6 protein-coding genes are annotated in these 20,857 nt (G+C 39.6%); 2 read left to right on the forward strand and 4 right to left on the reverse strand.

Annotated features, from left to right (window positions below; translation table 11 throughout):
* Positions 1-556 precede the first annotated feature (556 nt).
* Together TERY_RS09310 and TERY_RS09315 are read left to right on the forward strand one after the other, a co-directional pair.
* Complete coding sequence (locus TERY_RS09310) at positions 557-2,401, forward strand: AMP-binding protein (protein ID WP_011611596.1); 1,845 nt, start codon at positions 557-559, stop codon at positions 2,399-2,401.
* Between the two features lie 407 nt (positions 2,402-2,808).
* Positions 2,809-4,443: an aminotransferase class I/II-fold pyridoxal phosphate-dependent enzyme gene (locus TERY_RS09315; RefSeq protein ID WP_011611597.1), complete on the forward strand. Its 1,635-nt coding sequence runs from the start codon at positions 2,809-2,811 to the stop codon at positions 4,441-4,443.
* Positions 4,444-4,691: 248 nt separating this feature from the next.
* Here the strand turns inward: TERY_RS09315 and TERY_RS09320 are convergent, their stop codons facing one another.
* From TERY_RS09320 to TERY_RS09330, 4 genes are all read right to left on the reverse strand, one after another.
* Positions 4,692-4,889 carry a hypothetical protein gene (locus tag TERY_RS09320; RefSeq protein WP_044136642.1) on the reverse strand — a complete coding sequence of 66 codons (198 nt, stop codon included), beginning with the start codon at positions 4,887-4,889 and terminating at the stop codon, positions 4,692-4,694.
* 136 nt (positions 4,890-5,025) lie between these two features.
* Positions 5,026-9,810: a pre-peptidase C-terminal domain-containing protein gene (locus TERY_RS09325; protein WP_011611598.1), complete on the reverse strand. Its 4,785-nt coding sequence runs from the start codon at positions 9,808-9,810 to the stop codon at positions 5,026-5,028.
* A gap of 478 nt (positions 9,811-10,288) precedes the next feature.
* Positions 10,289-10,453 carry a hypothetical protein gene (locus TERY_RS34915; RefSeq protein ID WP_196797261.1) on the reverse strand — a complete coding sequence of 55 codons (165 nt, stop codon included), beginning with the start codon at positions 10,451-10,453 and terminating at the stop codon, positions 10,289-10,291.
* 283 nt (positions 10,454-10,736) lie between these two features.
* Positions 10,737-20,636: a CHAT domain-containing protein gene (locus tag TERY_RS09330; protein WP_011611599.1), complete on the reverse strand. Its 9,900-nt coding sequence runs from the start codon at positions 20,634-20,636 to the stop codon at positions 10,737-10,739.
* Positions 20,637-20,857: the final 221 nt, after the last annotated feature.

Raw genomic sequence — 20,857 nt, forward strand, 5'->3', positions numbered from 1 at the left:
CCAGATGTTCTTGTTTGGCAAGTATTCGGCTGTAGAAAAGCTTATTCCTCGACTTGCAATAGTTCTGAGAATAATATGCTGTTGTGTGATTTTTCTTGAGATTAAAATAATAGTTCTAACTACAAATAGATAATTTGGCAGCTTCAGATTAATTTTTGCTCACAAGTAATTCATCGGGAAAATTTGATTATAATTGTGATCTCTACAGATTACATAAACCTTTTTTTAATTCCTTTAGGTAGTTCAATGGCACTATCCTTTTTTGATTCGAGGTATGTATTCTCAAAAATTTATCTGTTGATTTTAGTTGTATGAAATTTCAAAATGTACTCTCTAAAAATCAGTAAAAAATGGTTGATCTCAATTAACAATTGAATTAGGATAATTTCAAAAGTTATAGTTTCCAAGTATGAGAGATATTTGGCAGTATCAATTGATTTTACAATATTATTTATGAGCTTTTTTTATTACTTCTTATTTCTAATAATCTGTATATTTGCGTTAAAATTTGTGTCGTGCCTTTCTAATTATTTTTGTGTTTTTATATCAAAATCAAATGAGTAGTTTAAATAAAAAAATTAAAACATTAGTAGATTTATTACAACATAGAGCTATCCAAAACCCGGAAAAAATAGGTTACAGCTTTTTAATAGATGGAGAAATAGAAACAGTTAACCTTACCTATAAACAACTGGAACAACGTTCACGGGCGATCGCTGCCTATCTCCAGTCAGTATGTCCACAAGGAGAAGTTGCCCTACTCCTCTATCAACCGGGACTAGAATATATTACCACTTTTTTTGGGTGTCTTTATGCAGGGGTTATAGCAATTCCTGCCTACCCCCCTAGGCCAAATCGTTCCCTAGACCGGATCCAAACAATTATTAGAGATAGTAAGGCCAAAATAGCTTTGACAACTAAATCTATCATTTCTAGCCTAGAACCTCGTGCCTCAGAAACTCCAGAATTAGAGAATTTAGGTTGGTTAGCTACTGACCAAATTCCGGACTATTTTGCAGATCAATGGCTTGAACCGAATATTAATGAGAATACCCTTGCTTTTCTCCAATATACTTCTGGTTCGACAGCTAAACCTAAAGGGGTAATGATTACCCACCAGAACCTTTTGCATAATTCTGGTCTTATTCATCAATGTTTTGGACACTCTGGTGAAAGTAAAGGAGTAATTTGGCTACCTCCTTATCATGACATGGGTTTAATTGGTGGAATATTGCAACCCTTATATGGGGCTTTTCCTGTCATTCTCATGTCTCCTTTGATGTTTCTCCAAAGTCCAGTGCGCTGGCTAAAAGCTATTTCTCGGTACCAAGGTACTACTAGTGGGGGACCAAATTTTGCTTATGATTTGTGTGTCCGTAAAATTAAGCCTGAACAGATACAAACTTTAGACTTAAGTAGTTGGGAAGTAGCTTTTAATGGTGCAGAACCTATTAGTGCTGAAGTTTTAGAACGATTTACTAATACTTTTTCTGTATGTGGTTTTCGCAGAGAAGCTTTTTATCCTTGTTATGGGATGGCTGAGGCTACTTTAATTATTTCTGGGGGTAATAAGTTTTCTCCGCCGGTAGAAACTAAGGTTGCAGCTAGGGCATTGGAAAAAAACCAGATTGTTTTAGTTTACCCAACAGAAGGAACAAAAACATTAGTGGGTTGTGGTCAAACTTTGCCAGAGCAACAGATTAAGATTGTTCATCCAGAAAAATTAACTCTTTGTACTGAGGGAGAGGTAGGAGAGATTTGGGTCTCTGGCCCAAGTATTGCTGGGGGTTATTGGCAAAAACCAGAAGCAACGAAGCAGATTTTTGCTGCTTATTTAGCTGAAGCACCCGGAAAAGAGCCATTTATGAGAACTGGAGATTTAGGCTTTCTGGAGGCTGGGGAATTATTTGTGACGGGTCGCCTTAAGGATGTAATTATTATTAATGGTCGAAATCATTACCCTCAAGATATTGAATGGACAGTGGAGCAAAGCCATCCCCTGATTAGACCAGGTTGTATTGCTAGCTTTTCTGTAGAAGTTGGAGGAGAAGAACGTTTGGTAGTAGTAGCTGAGGTAGAACGGAAATTTCGTCAACTCCTTGAGAGAAGTCAAAAGTCAAAAATAAAGAGTCAAAAATATGAATCTACTGATAAATCTGTGGGCTCGGTAGCAGTTGGTTTTTTCAGTGAGCGTAATGGTAAGTCTGAGAATAAAAATTCTGATAATTCTCAAGACTTAATTAAATCTATCCAAAGGTCTGTGTCAATAAATCACGATTTACAGATTTATCAAATATTATTGCTTAAACCGGGAGCTATTCCCAAAACTTCTAGTGGAAAAGTCCAGCGTTATGCTTGTCGCGAAGGTTTTTTAGCTGGAACTCTAAAAATATTTGATTAAAGAAAATGTTTAGGGGCTACATACAAATCAGAATTCAGAAGCCACAAGGAAGGGGCAAAGTTAGAGCTTAGAAGTATTCCCTAAGTGGGCTTGAGGATTTATAAATTTCGGCGCCTTGTTGCAGTAGTACTATAAATATTTGAATCTAGCTGCTTCTGCCTACTTCGTATAAGATAGTGGCACAATAACCATCATACCTTCCCTCGTGTTTTTTTGGGGTGGTCAATCAGTTGAGATAGTTAGCTATTTCAGGTAATTGTTACAACTAAAAAGCTACTGACTTACCTCAGAAGTTTGATTTCTGATTTTCTCAAGTGACTTTTTAACCCTAATTGTGTGCCATTGCCTATAAGCTACTGGAAAAAAACTGAGTGATAAGTAATTTTAATGTGGTGCAGGAGTGAACAATGAAATTGTTGAACCAGCTTGTGAATGAGCAAGACAAACAACATCTGTCCTTAGAGATGACTGATCGAGACCCTGCTTTGCAAGTCCCACAATTATCTCCAGTCAGAAAAAATATTAAGTCCTGGTTGATATCCCAATTGGCCGAACGGCTTGAAATTGAGACCGATCAAATAGATATTCAGCGGGATTTTACTGATTATGGTCTTAACTCAATTGAAGTGGTCAATCTTTCTGGAGAATTAGAAAATCTTCTGGGTCGGCGACTTCCTCCTACTCTTTTGTTGGATTATCCTACTATTGAGTCTTTGGCTGAATATTTAGTAGAAGATACTTCGGAGGATACTGGGCCAAATGTTCACAAAAAATTAGAAGATGAGGTTGAGGTCTCAACTTCTAATCCAACTACGGAAACTGAAGAAATTCCTTTAGAATATTATAGGTTTGACCTCTATCCAGAATATCTACAACTGCAAAAGCAATTGGCAGATATTAATTCTACTGGCATTAGTAGTCCTTTCTTTATACCTCAAGAACGGGTTAATAATAATACTACGGTTATTGGTGGTAGAAAACTGGTGAATTATGCTACCTATAATTATTTGGGTATGTGTGGTGACCCTTTTGTCTCTAACGCTGCAAAGGAAGCTATTAATCGTTATGGTACTTCTGTTTCTGCTAGTAGGTTATTATCAGGAGAAAAGCCTTTACATCAGGAGTTAGAAAGAGAAATTGCTGATTTTATTGGTGTAGAAGATAGTATTCTTTATGTTGGAGGTCATGCTACTAATGTAACTACTATTAGTCATTTATTTGGGCAAAATGATTTAATTCTCCATGACTCTTTAAGTCACAATAGCATTTTCCAAGGTTGTTTATTATCGGGGGCAACTATTATTGCTTTTCCTCATAATGACTGGGAAGCTTTGGAGAAGTTACTGCGCGATCGCCGTCATCGTTATAAGCGGGTACTTATTGCTATAGAAGGTGTATATAGTACAGATGGTGATATTCCAGAGTTACCAAAGTTTATTGAGATTAAAAAACATTACAAAGCTTTTCTGATGGTGGATGAGGCTCATTCTATTGGTACTATTGGTAAACATGGTCGTGGAATTAGTGAGTATTTTGGGATTAACCCTAATGATGTTGACCTATGGATGGGTACTCTGAGTAAGTCTTTTGCTAGTTGCGGTGGTTATATTGCTGGTACTAAAGCGTTAGTGGAATATCTTAAGTATACTTCTCCAGGGTTTGTTTATAGTGTGGGCATTTCTCCACCAGATACGGCGTCGGTCTTAGCTGCTATTCGGTTGTTGAAGAAGGAACCCGAAAGGGTGGCAAAACTACAGGAAATGTCTCGACTATTTTTGCAGTCTGCTCGTGAGCGGGGGCTTAATACTGGTATGAGTAAAGATTCTCCGGTTATACCTATTATTGTAGGTGAATCTATTAAGTCTGTAATGTTGTCCCAAAGTTTGTTTAAGCGAGGGATTAATGTTCCGTTTATGTTTTACCCGTCTGTACCACAAAATGCGGCCAGATTACGCTTTTTTATTACTTGTAATCATACAGAGGAGCAAATTCTTTTTACTATAGATGCTCTGGCGGAAGAGCTGAGTTTAATGGGTGTTTAATAAGTAGCTGATGGTTAATAGCTAATTATATTCTTGATAGAATTGATTATTAGCTATTAGCTATTCTGAAAATTGAAAGTCATTAGGGCTTATAGAGGTTTTCACTTAGTGAGACTAAAGTAGGGACGTTCCATGGAACGTTCCTACAAGCATTTTTGTTTGTAATAAGTGTGTTCTAAGTTTGCTGAAAACTACTATATAAATAAGGGCCCAGAAAAGAGTTTTTTTGACCTTAAGTTCTAGTTTATTTAAAAGAGCAGTTTGGGAATAGTTGGCTCTGGGTGTTTGACTTCAAGTTTTTGATATTTTTTGATAATTTGTGCTAATATTTTTGCTATCATATCAAGTTTAAGTATATTTTTCGTACGGTATTCCAAAAAACATAGTTTCTCCTCTGACTCAATTAATTGTATGAGCAAATTATCAAAGGAACGCTGAGTTTTCATTGCTTTCTATCACCCCTGACTAGCAAAGGTTATTGAGGACTGGTAAAACGATCTTTTGGTCATAACTTATTGTTAGGCTTTTCTAATTTTCAGAGTGATGTTTTATGGTTTCTGACAAAACCCGATGTTTCCTTTATCAGAGAGAAATGCTCAGGTCGTAAAAAGTTTGATTACCTAGACCGAATACACCCACCACATAGGTAGTATCGGCACTAATGAAGGTGAAAATCTCTTCAGGAGTATTGCCGGAGTTAGTATAACTGCCAATTTCTACTTCGCCAGTCTCATCGTATAGTTTCAGGTCAGCGTTATCGTTCAGGTCGTCAAGTTTGATCTCTACGAAACCAGCCTGGGTAATATCAAAGCTGTAATAGTCCTTGGTGTCAACTACGCCCCCCTCCGTGAAGCCGAGGTCACCGCCTTGGGTAAGAGGATCAGCACCAACTGTAACCGTACCGAGAGCTATCCCTGGTGGCTCATTGTCTATGCTTTCACCAATTTCACTCGCACTCATATTCAGACTGTAGTTAGTTTTAGCCGCACCCCTGGGAAACACTCGCACATAATAGTCGTCCGCTTCCAAAGTAAGGTTGATGTTTTCGTCCTTCCTACCACCATTAGCAGAAGTATTTAGCACAGTACTACCGTCGCTATCAATTAGCTGTAGGTTGGCGTTACCCTTCAGGTCAGTAAGGTTGATATCGACACTACTCTCAGCGCTCAAAGTAAACTTGCGGTAGTCGTTGACATCACGATAACTCTTTTCTCGACGACCGATGGAGTCCTCCTCTTCGTATGAGGTTAACACACCGATGTCGGTGACGTTTTCTGGGGGTTTGCCTCCGTCCTCATCCACGCTACTGCCTGGCTCAGGAACCTTAATATTTAGGGTATAGTTACCACGAGCGTTACCTTTGGGTTCAACCCCTACATAGTAAGTACCTGGTTCAAGCTCTTCTTCAATTTTTTCGTTTTTCTTCTTCTTATTGCGGGAATCTTTGATCAAAGTACCAGAACTATCAAGCAATTCCAGATCGATATCAGCGCTCAGTTTATTTAGGGAGATAGTCAGATTCTTGTCTTCGCTTAGTTCAAACTTGTAGTAGTCTACTTCGTCCCGACTGCTACCACTGCCGAAACCGACATTATCTATCTTACTGTAATCTTCAGTGAGGTTACCGATGTCATTGTACAAAGAAGTCTCTGGCACAGGACCACCATCTGGATCGACGCTCGAACCACTTGCAAAAATGTCCAAATTATACTTAGTTTTAGCCAAGTTCTGGGGCTCTACATCCACATAATAATCGCCTGGATCCAGAGTGTCGCTAATATTTTCGTTCTTTCTACCGCCTTTCCGAGACTCAAGCAATAAAGTGCCATCATCATCGTACAAGGCAATGTTGGCATTTCTTTTCAGCCCTGTGAGGTCAATTTCTACATTCCTCTCGTCGCTTATGCTGAATAAGTGCCGATCAATAAGGTTACGAACGCCACTAGAGGTAAAGCCGATTTTCTCGCCCCTGATACTGTAACCATCCTCCAAAGACAAAAGGTCACCAACTGTAAACTCTTGTCTCGGTTCTGGGATGGGTTCAGCATTCACCGAAAAACGATAGTTGCTGCGACTGTTTCCCTTTGGCAATATCTGGACATGATAAGTCCCCTCTTCCAATATCTCAGCAATGTTTTCTGATTTACGACCCTTGTTCCGAGAATTATTGAGAGTGGTTGTGCCGTCGTCATCGTACAAGATCATATCTATGTTTTGACGCAGACGAGTCAGGTCGATGTCAACCAAGCTCTCTTCATCAATTGTAAAGCTGACCCAATCTTCTGTGTCACGACCGGAACGACCTTCAGTACGGCCCATTTCGTCGTTGAAGACCCTTGTCTCCCCAATAGGGATATTCCCGAAGTCTAAAGCTTCTTTAACACTAGCATAGTCATCAACATAAGGAGCAGTCGCAGTTATACCCAAGCGATAGTTACTCTTGGCGCCACCATTTGGGAAAACTTTTATGTTATAGGTTCCTGGTTCCAGCCCTTCAAGTTCGATCTTTTCAGCTTTGCGACCTGTCTTTTTACCCTCATCAACTAGCTCGCCACCATCATCGTAAATTTCGACATTAAGGTCTTGCCTTAGTCTATCTAGAGTCAGGTTGACATCGCTCTCTATGGGCACAGAAAAGTTGTACCAGTCTACCCTGTCTTTGTTAGCACCAAGTTTACCGGTTTTGCTGACGGGAGTAAGCTCCGTAACTGCCCCCAAGCTAATACCTGGTTCCTGGTCATCTTGTTCATTGGAAAGCACATCAGCGCTCAGACCCAGGCGATAGTCTGTCCTGGCAGCACCTTGGGGAGTTACGCGCACAAAATAATCACCGGGTTCTAATTCCTCGTTAATCTTTTCTCTTTTACGACCGCTATTGTTAGACTGGTAGAGAATAGTGCTGCCATCCCCATCTAAAACCTCAACATTAGCATTTCCCTTTAGCTGGTCTAGGGTAAGGAAAAAGTCACTCTTTTCATTGATACCAAACTTATAGTAATCTTCTTGGTCCCGGTTTTTACCCCGACCGAAGCCTATTCTGTCAATTTCGGTTACTTCTTCGAGTCCGATATTACCTAGTTCTTTAGCGGTATCAGTTGTGTCCTTTTCATCTGTCAGGGCATCAGCACTTACCCCTAAGCGGTATTTTGTGCGATCATCTCCTTCAGGATAAACACGGATGAAATAATCACCTGATTCTAAATTTTCGGTAATGTTTTCCCGCTTCCGGTTCTCTTCAGTTGACTGGAAAAGTACTGTGCTACCATCCTCATCTAGAATTTCAACGTTAGCATTGCGCTTGAGTTGGTCTAGAGTGATGTCAACCTCACTATCCTTGCTGAGAGTAAACTTATAGAAATCTTGCAAGTCACGGACACCACCTTCATTAAAACCGATTTCGTCAGTATTGCGGTAGTTCTTCCGGCTGTTAAGATCGCCAAGATTAATGGCACCGTCCGGCTTCGCTGTGGGGTCTTCAAGACGCTCAATATCTTTGGGTGCTAGTCTAATTTTAGCGAACAAGCTAGCTATGTCTACTTCTTGTTCCATCACCCGAAAGCGGTTTTCTAGGGTGTCACCCCCATCTTGGCTAAAGCCTGTTAGCTCTAAGGTGTATGTTTGTCCATTAAATTTGAAGGTTTCCGTGGGTAAGACTTTGGGAAAATAGACGAAATCAGACCAGTCATCTATCTCGTCAGAGGTATCCTCCGTAGTGTCTAAGTCCAGATTGAAGGTAAAAGTTTTGTTTATTGGTGGTTCACCTTCTAAAGTATCTAATTCTAATTTAATTTCCAGGGGTACTGACTCTACCGCTGTATCCGAAAAAATTGAACCGTTAAAGAAGGTTAACTTTCCGACTTCAAACTGCTTGTCAGTTTCAATGCCCCCGCTAATATCTTCCGCATTAAAGAGTAAGCTGTTTGGTTTCAGGTCTTCCTCTACCGACTCTCCCCAACGAAACGTATTCGGAGGATCTGTAGGATAAGTTTTAGGATTCGGGTTTGGCCCTGGCTCGGCCTCTCCCCAGGTGCCACTAAATTCAACTTGAAAACCCCGTTCAAAACTCCTATCAGGTCGACCTGTACTAGTGCAGTCCATTGGGGGGTCATTGGGAGGGATTATTGTTTCAGAATCAACAATTTCAAAGTCAGTGTTTTCTAATGAGCTTTTATTAGTCAATTGAGTAAGTATGACCTCATCATTGGGCTTTTCTGTTTGATTAGCGTATACAAGGCCAGAGACAGGATCATAGATAATTGTTTCTGAGGTCTGAGGTGTGTTCCCCCTACAGCCATAGTTTGGAATTGCTATAAACTCGTATTCTGGTAGAGTTTCGCCAATAGTTATATCTTTTAAAGCCTCAAAATTTTTACCATTTAGAAGTATCTTATCTCCTTCACTCTTATTAAAATCTTCTATGGTGTCATGTCCATAAGTACCATCCTGATCATAAAAGGGGACAAATTTATCAGCCCCTTCACCACCAATAAAAAGATCCGCACTGTCCAGAAGAGCACTAGAATTTTTGGGTTCAGCATTAATAGTCAATCTATAGTCTGTTTCTGCTCCGCCTCTTGGTAAGACGCGGATAAAATATTCTCCTGCATCTAATTCCGCATTGATAAGTTCATCTGTATTCCCAGAGTTTGCAGAGCTGAATAATAATGTTGAGCCATCACTATCTAATATTTCGACATCAGCATTAGCACTTAAATTTTCTAGGGTTAGGTTAAAGTCGCTTTCCTCGTCAAGAGTGAATTTGTAGTAGTCGTTCCTATCAAGTTGACTATTTACTCTAAAACCGATCTTATCTTCTATGACAGTCGGTCCTAGTTCGATGAGTTCCAGGTCGAAGGCATCTGCTATGGTGTTCTTACTGCCGCCGGGGTTTCTCAAAACAGGACTAGAATTTTTGCTGATTTTCTTTTTATGACCTTTACCAGTAGAAGTAAGAAGAAAAATTACGTCAGAATCACCAGGTACTACGCGATCCTTCTCTTCTTTCCACACTTTGTCCTTGCCGGCTCCTCCATTAAGGGTATCGTTGCCGGCTCCTCCATTAAGGGTGTCTTTACCACGACCACCATGCAATCTGTCACAACCTCCATTGCCATACAATCTGTCGCGACCTCCATTGCCATACAATCTGTCATTACCTTGCTCGCCGTACAATTTGTCATTACCTTGCTGACCATACAATTTGTCATCACCATCACCACCATACAATATGTCATTACCTTGGCTAGCATACAATTTGTCGTCACCCCCTCTACCATTCAGTGTGTCATTACAAGAATTATCCTCAGATAAAGGCCACACATTGTCTCCTGGCGTGCCAGACCAATCTACTCCTGTACACGTAGGCATAGTTTAAATACTCCGTTTATTTTTTAAAGATCTACAAAAACTCAATTTTCAAGGAAATATAGCCATCCTCAATGATATTAAAGAAAGTATTATCTGTCCTCAAATAAGGTAGCTAAAAGATTGTATTTTTCCTCAAAATAATTTAAGATTAGTCATGCAAAAAATTCAATCAAGCATAGTTTATTAAGAGTCACCTATAGTCTATTGACAACATAGGCTTGCCCTTAACTTGAAAATGACTTTTCTCTTGACTTTGTCTAATTACAAGTAATTATAACTCGGCTTTTTTTGAATAGATCAAAGGTGAAAATTATTTTCACCTTTTAGTTAAACTCAAAAAAACATGTGCTTTTTCCTTCACTCGTCCAAAATTTTGAAAAAGATTGACAGTAAAAATAGGGCAGACTATAGATGAACTAGATAATTCTATACTTCAAACAAAAGAGGCCACAAAAACATTATTACAGTCCCTTTCAAATTAATGAAATACATCGCCATAACCAAAACTTTGTAGTAACTTTGTATGCAACTTACTGTAGTCTAAGGAGATAAAACAAGGTAACAATGGAAAAAAAACTTCTGCCTTTTGTCTCCTACCTTCTTCCTTACTGCTACCAAAGTCTAATTCTTTAACTGGAAACAATATAATAAAAACCTTAGAGATAAAAATGATATTGTGAGTAAAACCCTCAAAAGAATTATTAAAAGCTTCTTATAGTTTTATTAGTAAATAGAAAAGACCAGCACCTTTTTATTTAGTTGCCAGGCAAAAATTTCATTAGACTATTTAACCATTTTTGCAGTTCTTTTAAAGTAGTTAAATAGCTATTTAAGTTCTTTGCACTATTGTCAAATATTCAACTCTCTAAAACTTTTTCAGCATAGAAATTTGCCACAACCAATGGGCAAATTTCTAGCTACATTTATTACCAAGGACTACCAACCATAGTAAACCCTGCCCAATAATAAGGATGAGATAAATTTTGATTCTCAATATCTGCTAAGGCCGGTGGTAACACCACGTCACCATCAACTCCATTTCTCATCAACTTTCCATCTGTAATAGCCACCTTCCCTTGCAACATTGCTAACTGCGCCTGTCTTAACGCCTCTGACTTAACCTTAACATCATTCAAATGAGTATAAAACTCTGTCATTAACCCCAATGTACCCTCATCATTCACATACCAAACACTTGCTAAAGCTGACTTGACTCCTGCTGCTATTGCTAACCCTGCAAACCCTAACTCTGCCTCTTTATTTCCCACGGCAGTGCGACAAGCAGACAATACCAACAAGTCAACTGATGGGTTACCCCAACCCAACTCCCGAACTTGGTCTAACTTTATTTGTTCGTCACCCCATAGTTGAATGTAAGAGTTGCTTGGTCTTCCTGCCTTAAATTCTGCATGGGTAGCTAGGTGAATAATAGAATAGGGATAATTTTGGCGCTCATTTAACAAATTATTGTGGGTAAATTCTGCATTCAAAAATTGACTCCCAAGCCATAAATTTTGGGAAATTATTTCTAACTCCACAGGTACTGCTGGCAAAGGATTTTTAGCAATAAATTCACTAGCTCCCATAGCTAATACTTGAGTACCTTGAAGTGGGCGATAATTTGTATCCATTAAACTGATACTAGGAATTAAACTTAGGCTATATTTTTCAATTAAAAATTGTTCTCCATCATGTAATGCTGCTACTGGTAAAGCCCGTAAACTTTCACTCATACTAAACAGTAAAGTATCAATATTTGCTGCTTCTAATTCTGCGGATATAGGTGTAATGAACCAATCATATAATTTTTTTGCTGGTGATAAATAACTATTAGTATTACGATAGGCAGGGTTGGTCATAAATTTGAGGAAATTTATAACTACTTTCTCTAATTTTTTACGGTTAGCTTTGGGGATAGTTTTAAGAATAGGCTGACCATCTTTGGTATATAAGACTATTTGTAATTCCTCTGGATAAGCATTAATATAAACAACAGCAGATTCTTTTCCAGTTTTAGAAGCCATATCAGCTAAAATTTCTCGGACATTTTTTGTGCTGAGAAGTTGTTCCTTGAAATCTGTTCCAAAGTAATTAGAATATTCCTTAGTTCGGCTTTTTTCTAAAATTGTTATTACTTGGTCTGAACCAGTCGCAACTGTCAGGGAATTGGTATTTACGGTATCAATTATGTTTAATATTTTTTGGGTATCCGTTGTACTATTAATAGATGATTCTGTTTGTTCTTGAGCTGTATTTGTATTGGTTGTTTGGTTATTGTTGCTAGGGGTAGAAGTTGAAATTAATTCAGACCTTTGAGACTGGGTAAAGTTTGATAAAATGTTTTTATTGTTTGAGGAATTTGTCGTGGAATTATTCTCAATATTGTTATTGTTATTATTAGATAATTTTTCTTGATTAAGTACTTTATTATTAGGTACATTGTTATTAGAAATTGCTGAACTATGATCTAAATTTTGATTAATTTCTTGACCTTGAATATTGATATATTCGTTGCCAAAAGTTTGATTAATTTGCCCAATATTTTGCTCGCCACTTGCGGTTTGAATATTAATGGTATTATTCTCGGCATTTTGAGTGACTTGCCCAATATTTTGGTCGCGACCTGCAGTTTGAATGTTCTTAGTATTACCTCCAGCAGTTTGAGTGACTTGCCCAATATTTTGGTCGCGACCTGCAGTTTGAATGTTCTTAGTATTACCTCCAGCAGTTTGAGTGACTTGCCCAATATTTTGGTCGCGACCTGCAGTTTGAATGTTCTTAGTATTACCTCCAGCAGTTTGAGTGACTTGCCCAATATTTTGGTCGCGACCTGCAGTTTGAATATTGTTAGCATTACCTCCAGAATTTTGATTCACATTCCCACTATTTTGGTCGCGGCCTGCAGTTTGAACATTATTAGTATCCCCTGTTTTTGCTATTTGAGTAGTATTGCCGATATTTTGATCTCTTCCTGACTCAATATTAATATCTACATTTCCCTCTCCAGCATTTTGAGTAACATCTTCTGTAGTAATATTTTCTGTTGCTCTCAGTGTTAAAGCTCCTACTGTACCACCTGATATCATTTCTATATCATAGGTGGCAATGGAACCATCTGTCGCTTCTACATTAATTTCCCCGGCACTTGTTCTGGCGATAGAACTTAAATTTCCCGTACCTACTTCTGTTCCGTTGATAACTATACGACCACTATCTCCCTCCGGAGCTTGTGTTGTGATATTACCTGTATTAACTTCTGCTTGTTGGCTCTGAATAATTAAGTCACCACTTTCTGTCATGCCGTAGGATGATACATTTGCTAAATTTACTCTTTCTGGGGCGTCTACTTTGACATTTCCTCCTCTTCCTTGCTCTGAATATGAGTCTATATTCCCCCTGGACTGAATTTCTCCTCGTTTACTCTTGACTTGAATATTACCCCCCCGTTCCATTCCCTGAGAAAGAATATTATTTGTCTGGATCTGACCAACTGCAGTAATATTTATATCTCCTGCTGTACCTTGTTCAGAGAAAGTTTCTATGTTTTGAGTTGCATTAATTTCTCCTTGCTCACTGGTAATATTAACGTCTCCACCTGTGGTAGGCTTGTCTGGGTTAAGGGCACTTGCTTCTAATTTCCCTGTGGTAATATTTCCTTTGGCATTGATAATAATATCTCCAGTGCCGTCTGGGGAACGAGAATTTATTGTGCCGCCTGTAGTATCTATTGTACTGTTTCTGCTGCGGAGTCTAATATCTCCAGCTTTTCCTTGAGTTGCTTCTCCTTCTGGTTTGGGAATAATAGTAAAGTTTTCGTTGACTTTTTCTTGTTGTCTGACAAAACCTGATACTAAGTCTATCTTACCTGTTTCTATTGCATTATCCGCAGTAATATCAATTGTTCCTGTGTCGCCCTCGTTCGCACCAGAATATATATTAGCTGTTGTAGTATTAATATTGTTGCCTGCTTCTAGAGTAATATCTCCTCCTTGTCCTTGTTTGTCACTGTTCCCCTCATTTGGTGGTTCCGATGCGGAAATAATATTACTGTTTACTTTTATATTAATATTGTTTCCGGCTTTAATACTTATTTGACCTCCATCTCCGTCGGCGTAGGAATAGATATCATTTGTGGTAATATTTCCTTGGGGTGCTTCCATTGTAATGTCTCCGGCGTCACCGCCTCCTGAATAGTTGGCTAAGAAGTTACCACTACTGGTGTCAATGTTTCCGGTTTCTGATGTGATGGTTATTTGACCACCCTCTTGCTTTCCGTGAGAACTTATGGTTTTGGCGGTTATGTCTGTTTGGGCTTTGAGGGTAACGTCTCCAGCGCTCCCTCCTTCTGAAAATGATTGAATTGCTCGGGTAGCGTTAATTTTTCCTTGTTCGCTGGTAATACTAATGCTACCTCCGTCAGCGGTTTCTATGTCATTTTTGGCGGCGGAGGTAACAACTCCTGTAGTAATATCTCCTTGGGCGGTAATATCTATTGTACCTGCGTTGCCGGCGTCGGTACTTTTAGCTGATATCCTACTGTTAGGCGCAATTATTTCTCCTGCTTCAATATTGATAATGCCTCCATCTCCTGTTCCTGTGGTTTCTGTTAAGATTTTACCTTGTAGTTGGAATGTTTCACTAGAGTTAATTTTGATTTCGCCTCCGTTTCCGCTGTCAGATGTGGATGCTGATATTTTTGTATTTTCAGCTATTTTAAGGTTTTCTGTTTCAATGTTAATAATGCCTGCATCTCCACTACCTTTAGCTTCAACTGTTATCCGACCATCTCCTGTAATATTTATATTTTCTGGTGCAGATATATTGATATCACCTCCCTTTCCTAGAGATTTGGTGCGAGCAGAAATGAAGCCTTTTTCTTGGAATTCTATATTTAGGTTGGGGTTGTTTTTATATGGGTTCAGGGTGAGGGTGCCTGCGGGACTTTCTCCTGCTGTTTCCGCGAATATTCCTAGTTTTCCTGAGATTTCTAGGTTATTGGCGTTGATGGTGATGTTGCCACCTGCTTCGTTGTTGGTAGATCCTTCTCTTGCTGTAGCACTTATTTGGGCGTTTTGTCCTATTGTCAGTTTCTCGGTATTTATTTCTATGTTTCCGGCTAGTCCGGCGCTGTTAGTTTCTGTTGTCAGACTTGTTCCTTTTTCTAGGGTGAACTCTGTGGTGTTGATTTTGATTTCGCCAGCGTTGCCTTGGTCTTCTGTAGAAGCATTTATCTTGACTCCATTGGATATTCTGAGGTTGTTGGTTTTGATGTCGATAATTCCGGCGTCACCTGCACCTGATGTTTCTGTTGCAATGAAGCCTTGGCCTGTTATCTTTATGTTTTCTGGGGCTTGTATGAATATGTTGCCTCCGTTGCCTATGGATGAGGTGGAAGCAGAGATAAAGCCCTCGTTTTTGAAAGTGATGTCTAGGTTGGGGTTAGTTTCATAGGGTGATATCCGAAGGACACCAGCGTTTTTGCTCGCTTCGGTTTCGGCAAATATTCCCAGTTTTCCTGTGATATTCAGTTCGTTTGTGTTGATGGTGATGTTGCCTCCTTCTCCGGTGCTGGTTGAACCTGTTAATACTGTAGTGCTGGCTTTAGCGCCTTCTCCTATTTCTATGGTCTTGGCTTGGATGTTTATATCTCCAGGGTTACCGGCTCTTGCAGTTTCTGTTATTAGTTTGGTGTTTTGGTCTAGGATGAGGTTGTTAGCTTCTATGTTTATTTGACCTGCGTTTCCGTCGCCTTCTGTGCTAGCTAGGATTTTGCTGTTGTTGGTGAGTTCTATGTTTTGGTTAGTTTCTAAGGTGATTTGACCAGCGTTGCCTTGGGAGTTGGTAGTGCTGATGATATCAGTATTGTTAAGTGTAATGTTGTCGCCGCTGTAGATGTTGACGTCTCCTGCTGCTTGGTCACTTTTGGTGTCGCTTTCTATCGTAACGTTTTTGAGGTTGAGGTCGCCGGAACTATTGATAGAGACATTACCTGATTTGCCTTTTTCTCTTACATCTATTCTTGTTTCACTGCCCCTTATTCCTAATGTTACTTGTGCACTTGTAATAATGGATGAATCATTGATTTGAAGTGGTTCTTGTGCCTGACTTTCTATTGTTATTTTTCCTGATCCAGAGCCGGAAGATACTGTAAGTATTTCTGTGTTGCTGACATTGTTGGTAGTAATGCTAACGTCTCCACCTTTTCCTTCCCCAGACTCTTTTTTTCCTACTGAAAATGTATTAATTTTTAACTTTTCTGTATTTCCGCCTTCTGGAGGGTTAATTTGTTTTGCATGCAAATTAACGGCTCCTCCATTTCCTGAGTTGCCTCCATTGGAAAAGGAAAAGGAATTGATGTCTTGTGTGGTGATATCGCCACCAGCTACCAAATCAATGGCTCCTCCATTTCCTGAGTCGCCTCTATAGGAAAAGGAAAAGGAATTGATGTCTTGTGTGGTGATATCGCCACCAGCTACCAAATCAATGGTTCCTCCATCCCCTGAGCTGCCTTTACTGGAATCGGAGTAGGAAATGAGGCCTTGTATAGTTACATTGCCATCAGCCTGAACATAAACGACTCCTCCATTCCCTGAGTCGCCTTTTTCAGAACGAGAATAGGCGTTGATGTCTTGTGTCTTGATATCGTTGCCAGCTACCAAGTTAATAGCTCCTCCATCCGCTGAGTCGCCATATTCGGAATCAGAATAGGAATTAATATCTTGTGTATTGATATCGCTATCAGCTTTAGCAGAAATGTCTCCTCCATCTCCTGAGTCGCCATATTCGGAACCAGAAGAGGCATTGAGGTCTTGTGTAGTGATACTGTCACCAGCATCCAAATCAATAGCTCCTCCATTCCCTGAGTCGCCTTTTTCAGAACGAGAAGAGGCATTGAGGTATTGTGTAGTGATATTGCCACCAGCTACCAAATCAATGGTTCCTCCATTCCCTGATTTCTTCTTGGAAAGGGAATAAGAATTGATTTTTTGCGTAGTGATATTTATTCTAGCCTGAACAGAAACGAATCCTCCGTTTCCTGAGTTGCCTTCTATGGAATGGGAAGAGGAATTGATACCTTGCGTAGCAGTAACATTGCTACCGGCATCAATAGAAACGAATCCTCCGTTCCCTGAATTGCCTTTACTGGAATGGGAATAGGAATAGAGGTCTTGCGTAGCAGTAACATTGCTATCACCATCAATAGAAACGGCTCCTCCATTCCCTGAGTTGCCTTCTATGGAATGAGAAGAAGAATTGATACCTTGTATAGTAATATCGCCATTAGCCTCAACAAAAATATGTCCTCCATTCCTTGAGTTGCCTTCTATGGAATAGGAATAGGAATAGAGGTCTTGTGTAGTGATATTGCCACCAGCTACCAACTCAATAGCTCCTCCATCCGCTAAATTGCCTGCATAGGAATCAGAATAAGAATAGAGGTCTTGTGTAATGATATTGCCACTAGCTACCAACTTAATAGCTCCTCCATTTCTTTGTACAGAACTAGAATTAATCAGACCAGTAATAATATTATTATTAGCTTTCAGGTCAATTCTTCCTCCATCAGCAGTTTTGCTAAAACTACGAATATTTCCTACACTAATATCACTATGAGTTGCTTCTAGGTTGATCGCTCCACCATTTCCTCCACCACTCTGAACAAGAGGGTTACGCAGCAACAGTTGTGTACCTATAGCAGTTCCCCAGGGAGCCTGCTCACCAGCTCTGTATAAAATGCCATTGTCTGCCGAGGGATAGGTATCAGTTACCTTCAAAGTCCAAGTTCCTTGAGGATTTTCTCCATTAAAATCTGCTAAACTTTCTTGGGGACGATACGTACCATCAAACGGAGCACTGCCAAGGCCAATAATTCTAGAACCATCATCATCCAACACAGTATCCTGAAAGTTATCTCCACTACGACCAACACTTGCAAACAATTTTACTGCCTTCCCTTGGGGTGATTTCAGACTAACGTCTAAGTCCCCAGTGTAAGTATGTGCCGCAGAAAAGCGAACATCTATATTTTCTACAGTTCCCAAGTCACCATCTACAGTAAAAGTGAATGTGGCAGTACCTTCTGTACCTTCCGGAGGTATCGCCCCCCCCTCATCCACATCGATCGCCTTCAACAACTCCCCACCAGAATAAACAGGGAACCAAGAAGTATCAATATTCCCCAAAACCAGACCAGCACCAGCAATAGTCAAACCTCGCCCATTAGTCTTAATAGTATCCGCCCCATTATCAAAAACATCAGGGTAACTCCCAACATCCGGCTTATTATCCAACATCTTCACAAGACCAAACCCATCCCCATCCTTATCCGCACGAAATTCTATCTCCCCACTCCCAGGCATAAACTCCAACACATCATCCTCTATATCCTCAACAACAATATCATTTGTGGCCGACAACTTAACATCCGCATCCCCAGAAGTCTCATCAAATTCATCATTTATCCTAATATTAGTCCCAGACATAGAAACACCTTCCTTACCACCTTTAATACCACTACCCGTAGCCACAATATCTCCCGCCGCTTCAATATTTATCCCACCACCTGGATCCGTAATTTCTCTACTTTCTTCTGTTCCATTAGTAGAAATAGTTTCATTTAAAGTCACATTTCCCGCGCTCTTAACATCAACATCTCCCCCAAAAGTAGCAATACCAACCACATCCTCACTCACACCACCAATATTCACATTTTTCAACGACTCAAAAAACACCCCACCACTACCAGAAACCGCCTCCAAATTCTGCACATCCAACCGCAAAGGTTCACCAACAAAACCTATACCTCCATTCCCAGAAGTTCTAAACAAAACACTCCCCGCATTTATCAAAGAATTCTCAGAAACTCTAACAATATTTCCCCCATTCGCATCAACCAAAACTTTCCCTGTCGTCCTTAAATTTCCCAGATTTATATCACCTACCTCCCCTAAACTTCCCAACTTAATATTAATTCCACCACTTCCAGCATTTAAAAATGTTCCATCCAATTGATTTATTGAACCTTTCCCATCAGAACGGTTCGCCAAATTCATCTCATCATTATTACCGAATAAATCAATATTCCCATTTCCACTCTTAGTATCAATATCCGCATTTATATTAATACTTCGACCAGCCTTTAACTCCACAGAAGAATCAGTTTCTATCCTTTCATTTATGGTAATATCATTATCAGCATCAATAATCACATTCCCCGATAATTCCCCTAAATTATCCGCCGAAATAGTCACATCAGAATTCTCATCAGCAGGAAAAGGATCAAGAGGATTTTCTGTTTCTTTGTCTTCTAAATTATCAGTATTTTCTGTCTCAGAAACCTCGGAATTCTCCTCAACAATTTCCCCATCATAATTATCAGTATTTTCTGTCTCAGAAACCTCGGAATTCTCCTCAACAATTTCCTTTTCACCTTCCGAATTATCCTCTCCCACCGTCACACTTTCTGGGTCCAATAAAATCGTACCTTCAGTCCCTAAAGCCGCAGTAACATCCACCTTTCCATCAAAGATTAATTGTTCTTTTCCCCCAACTTTAACCAACCCTCCATTTCCCGAAGATGTGCCGCCTTTAGCACTAATATTTCCCGCAAAATTAGTAATGCCATCCGACCAAATTCTAACTTGACCTCCATCACCATTTGTGATAGCATCCGCAGAAATAAATGAATTATTATTAACAAAAGTATGCTGAGAATTAGGAACTATACCCAACCCTTGAAAATCTCCTCCTATTAATACAGTTCCACCCCCATTTTTGCCATCAGCCTTGATGTTTGTATCTATAAGAGCCACGCGATCGCCCCAAACATTAACTTGACCCGCCGTAGGAACATCCCCCTCATCTTGGAGAGAACTAGCAGTAGTTGATACATCTATCTTTCCTGAAATAGTTGCCGTTCCCGGAGTCTCAGCCACCATAGTATTTGAACCCGTCAAAACCACATCACCATTCTCTTTAACAATGACAGATGTAGCCTCAACGATATCTCCTCCACCAGCTAATAATTCTGGTAAAGATAGAGGATCAATATTAGAAATATTTTCTCCATCTTGTAGGGACATTGTATGTGAGACCTCTACCTCCAAACTTAATACATGTCCTGGTTGAGATATTTTCAGGGTACTACCACCTTCGACAGCAGTGACAGTAATATTACCCCCGGGGCTAGAGAGTTTTCCTGTATTAACAACAGCTCCCCCTAATAAAGTTAAATTTTCTCCAGAATTTAAAGTTAAATTTCCTTCATTAACAATAGAACCAGGTTTAGAAACATCAAACCTATAACCACTAGGGCTTCCGAGCAAATTTGAATAGTCATTAGTGCCCATAGCCTTGAACCAGAAATTATTCTGGTCAAAACCAATACCAGTAGCAGTAGTAACACTGAATGACGCAGGTACGTTCAGGCGAGCGTCTCGACCAAACATTATGCCTGCGGGGTTCATTAAGAAGAGGTTAGAGCTGCTCCCTAGAACCTGAATAAGACCATTAATATAAGAAGCACCTCCCTTAACTCGTCCGAGAACGTTGCGAGTATCCGGGGTCGTGACAAAGTTGGCAGTTTGACCAGAGTGCACATTAAACTTATCAAAGCTGTGAAATAGATTAGCACCACTACGAGTCCCACCTTTAATATTAAATTGTTGGCCCTGTGGAGTGACGGTAGTATTGGTCCCATCTTTAGCCGGGGTTATGGGCTGGGAGTTGGCGGGAGCAGTGGCTAATGTTCCTAATATTAAGCTCAGAGCTGTTACCCTATGGAGTCTTAGTGTATAAAAGCTTTTGTCTTTGTAGTATTGATTCATTGTTAAAAATCCCCATGATCTATTAAACCTTTAGTTTTCAACCAGGCTTATAGGCTGTAATACTATTTCTTCAAGGTAATGCTACAGTTGGAAAGCCCCAAAATAATTATCAATAACTATGTATAAAATTTAAGGCTACATCTTAAGCCAAAATAATTAATTATTTTAATCAGCAAGTATTATTGAGTTATTATATTATATTACATCTTTATGTAAATAAA

Source organism: Trichodesmium erythraeum IMS101, from assembly GCF_000014265.1.
Lineage (GTDB): Bacteria > Cyanobacteriota > Cyanobacteriia > Cyanobacteriales > Microcoleaceae > Trichodesmium > Trichodesmium erythraeum.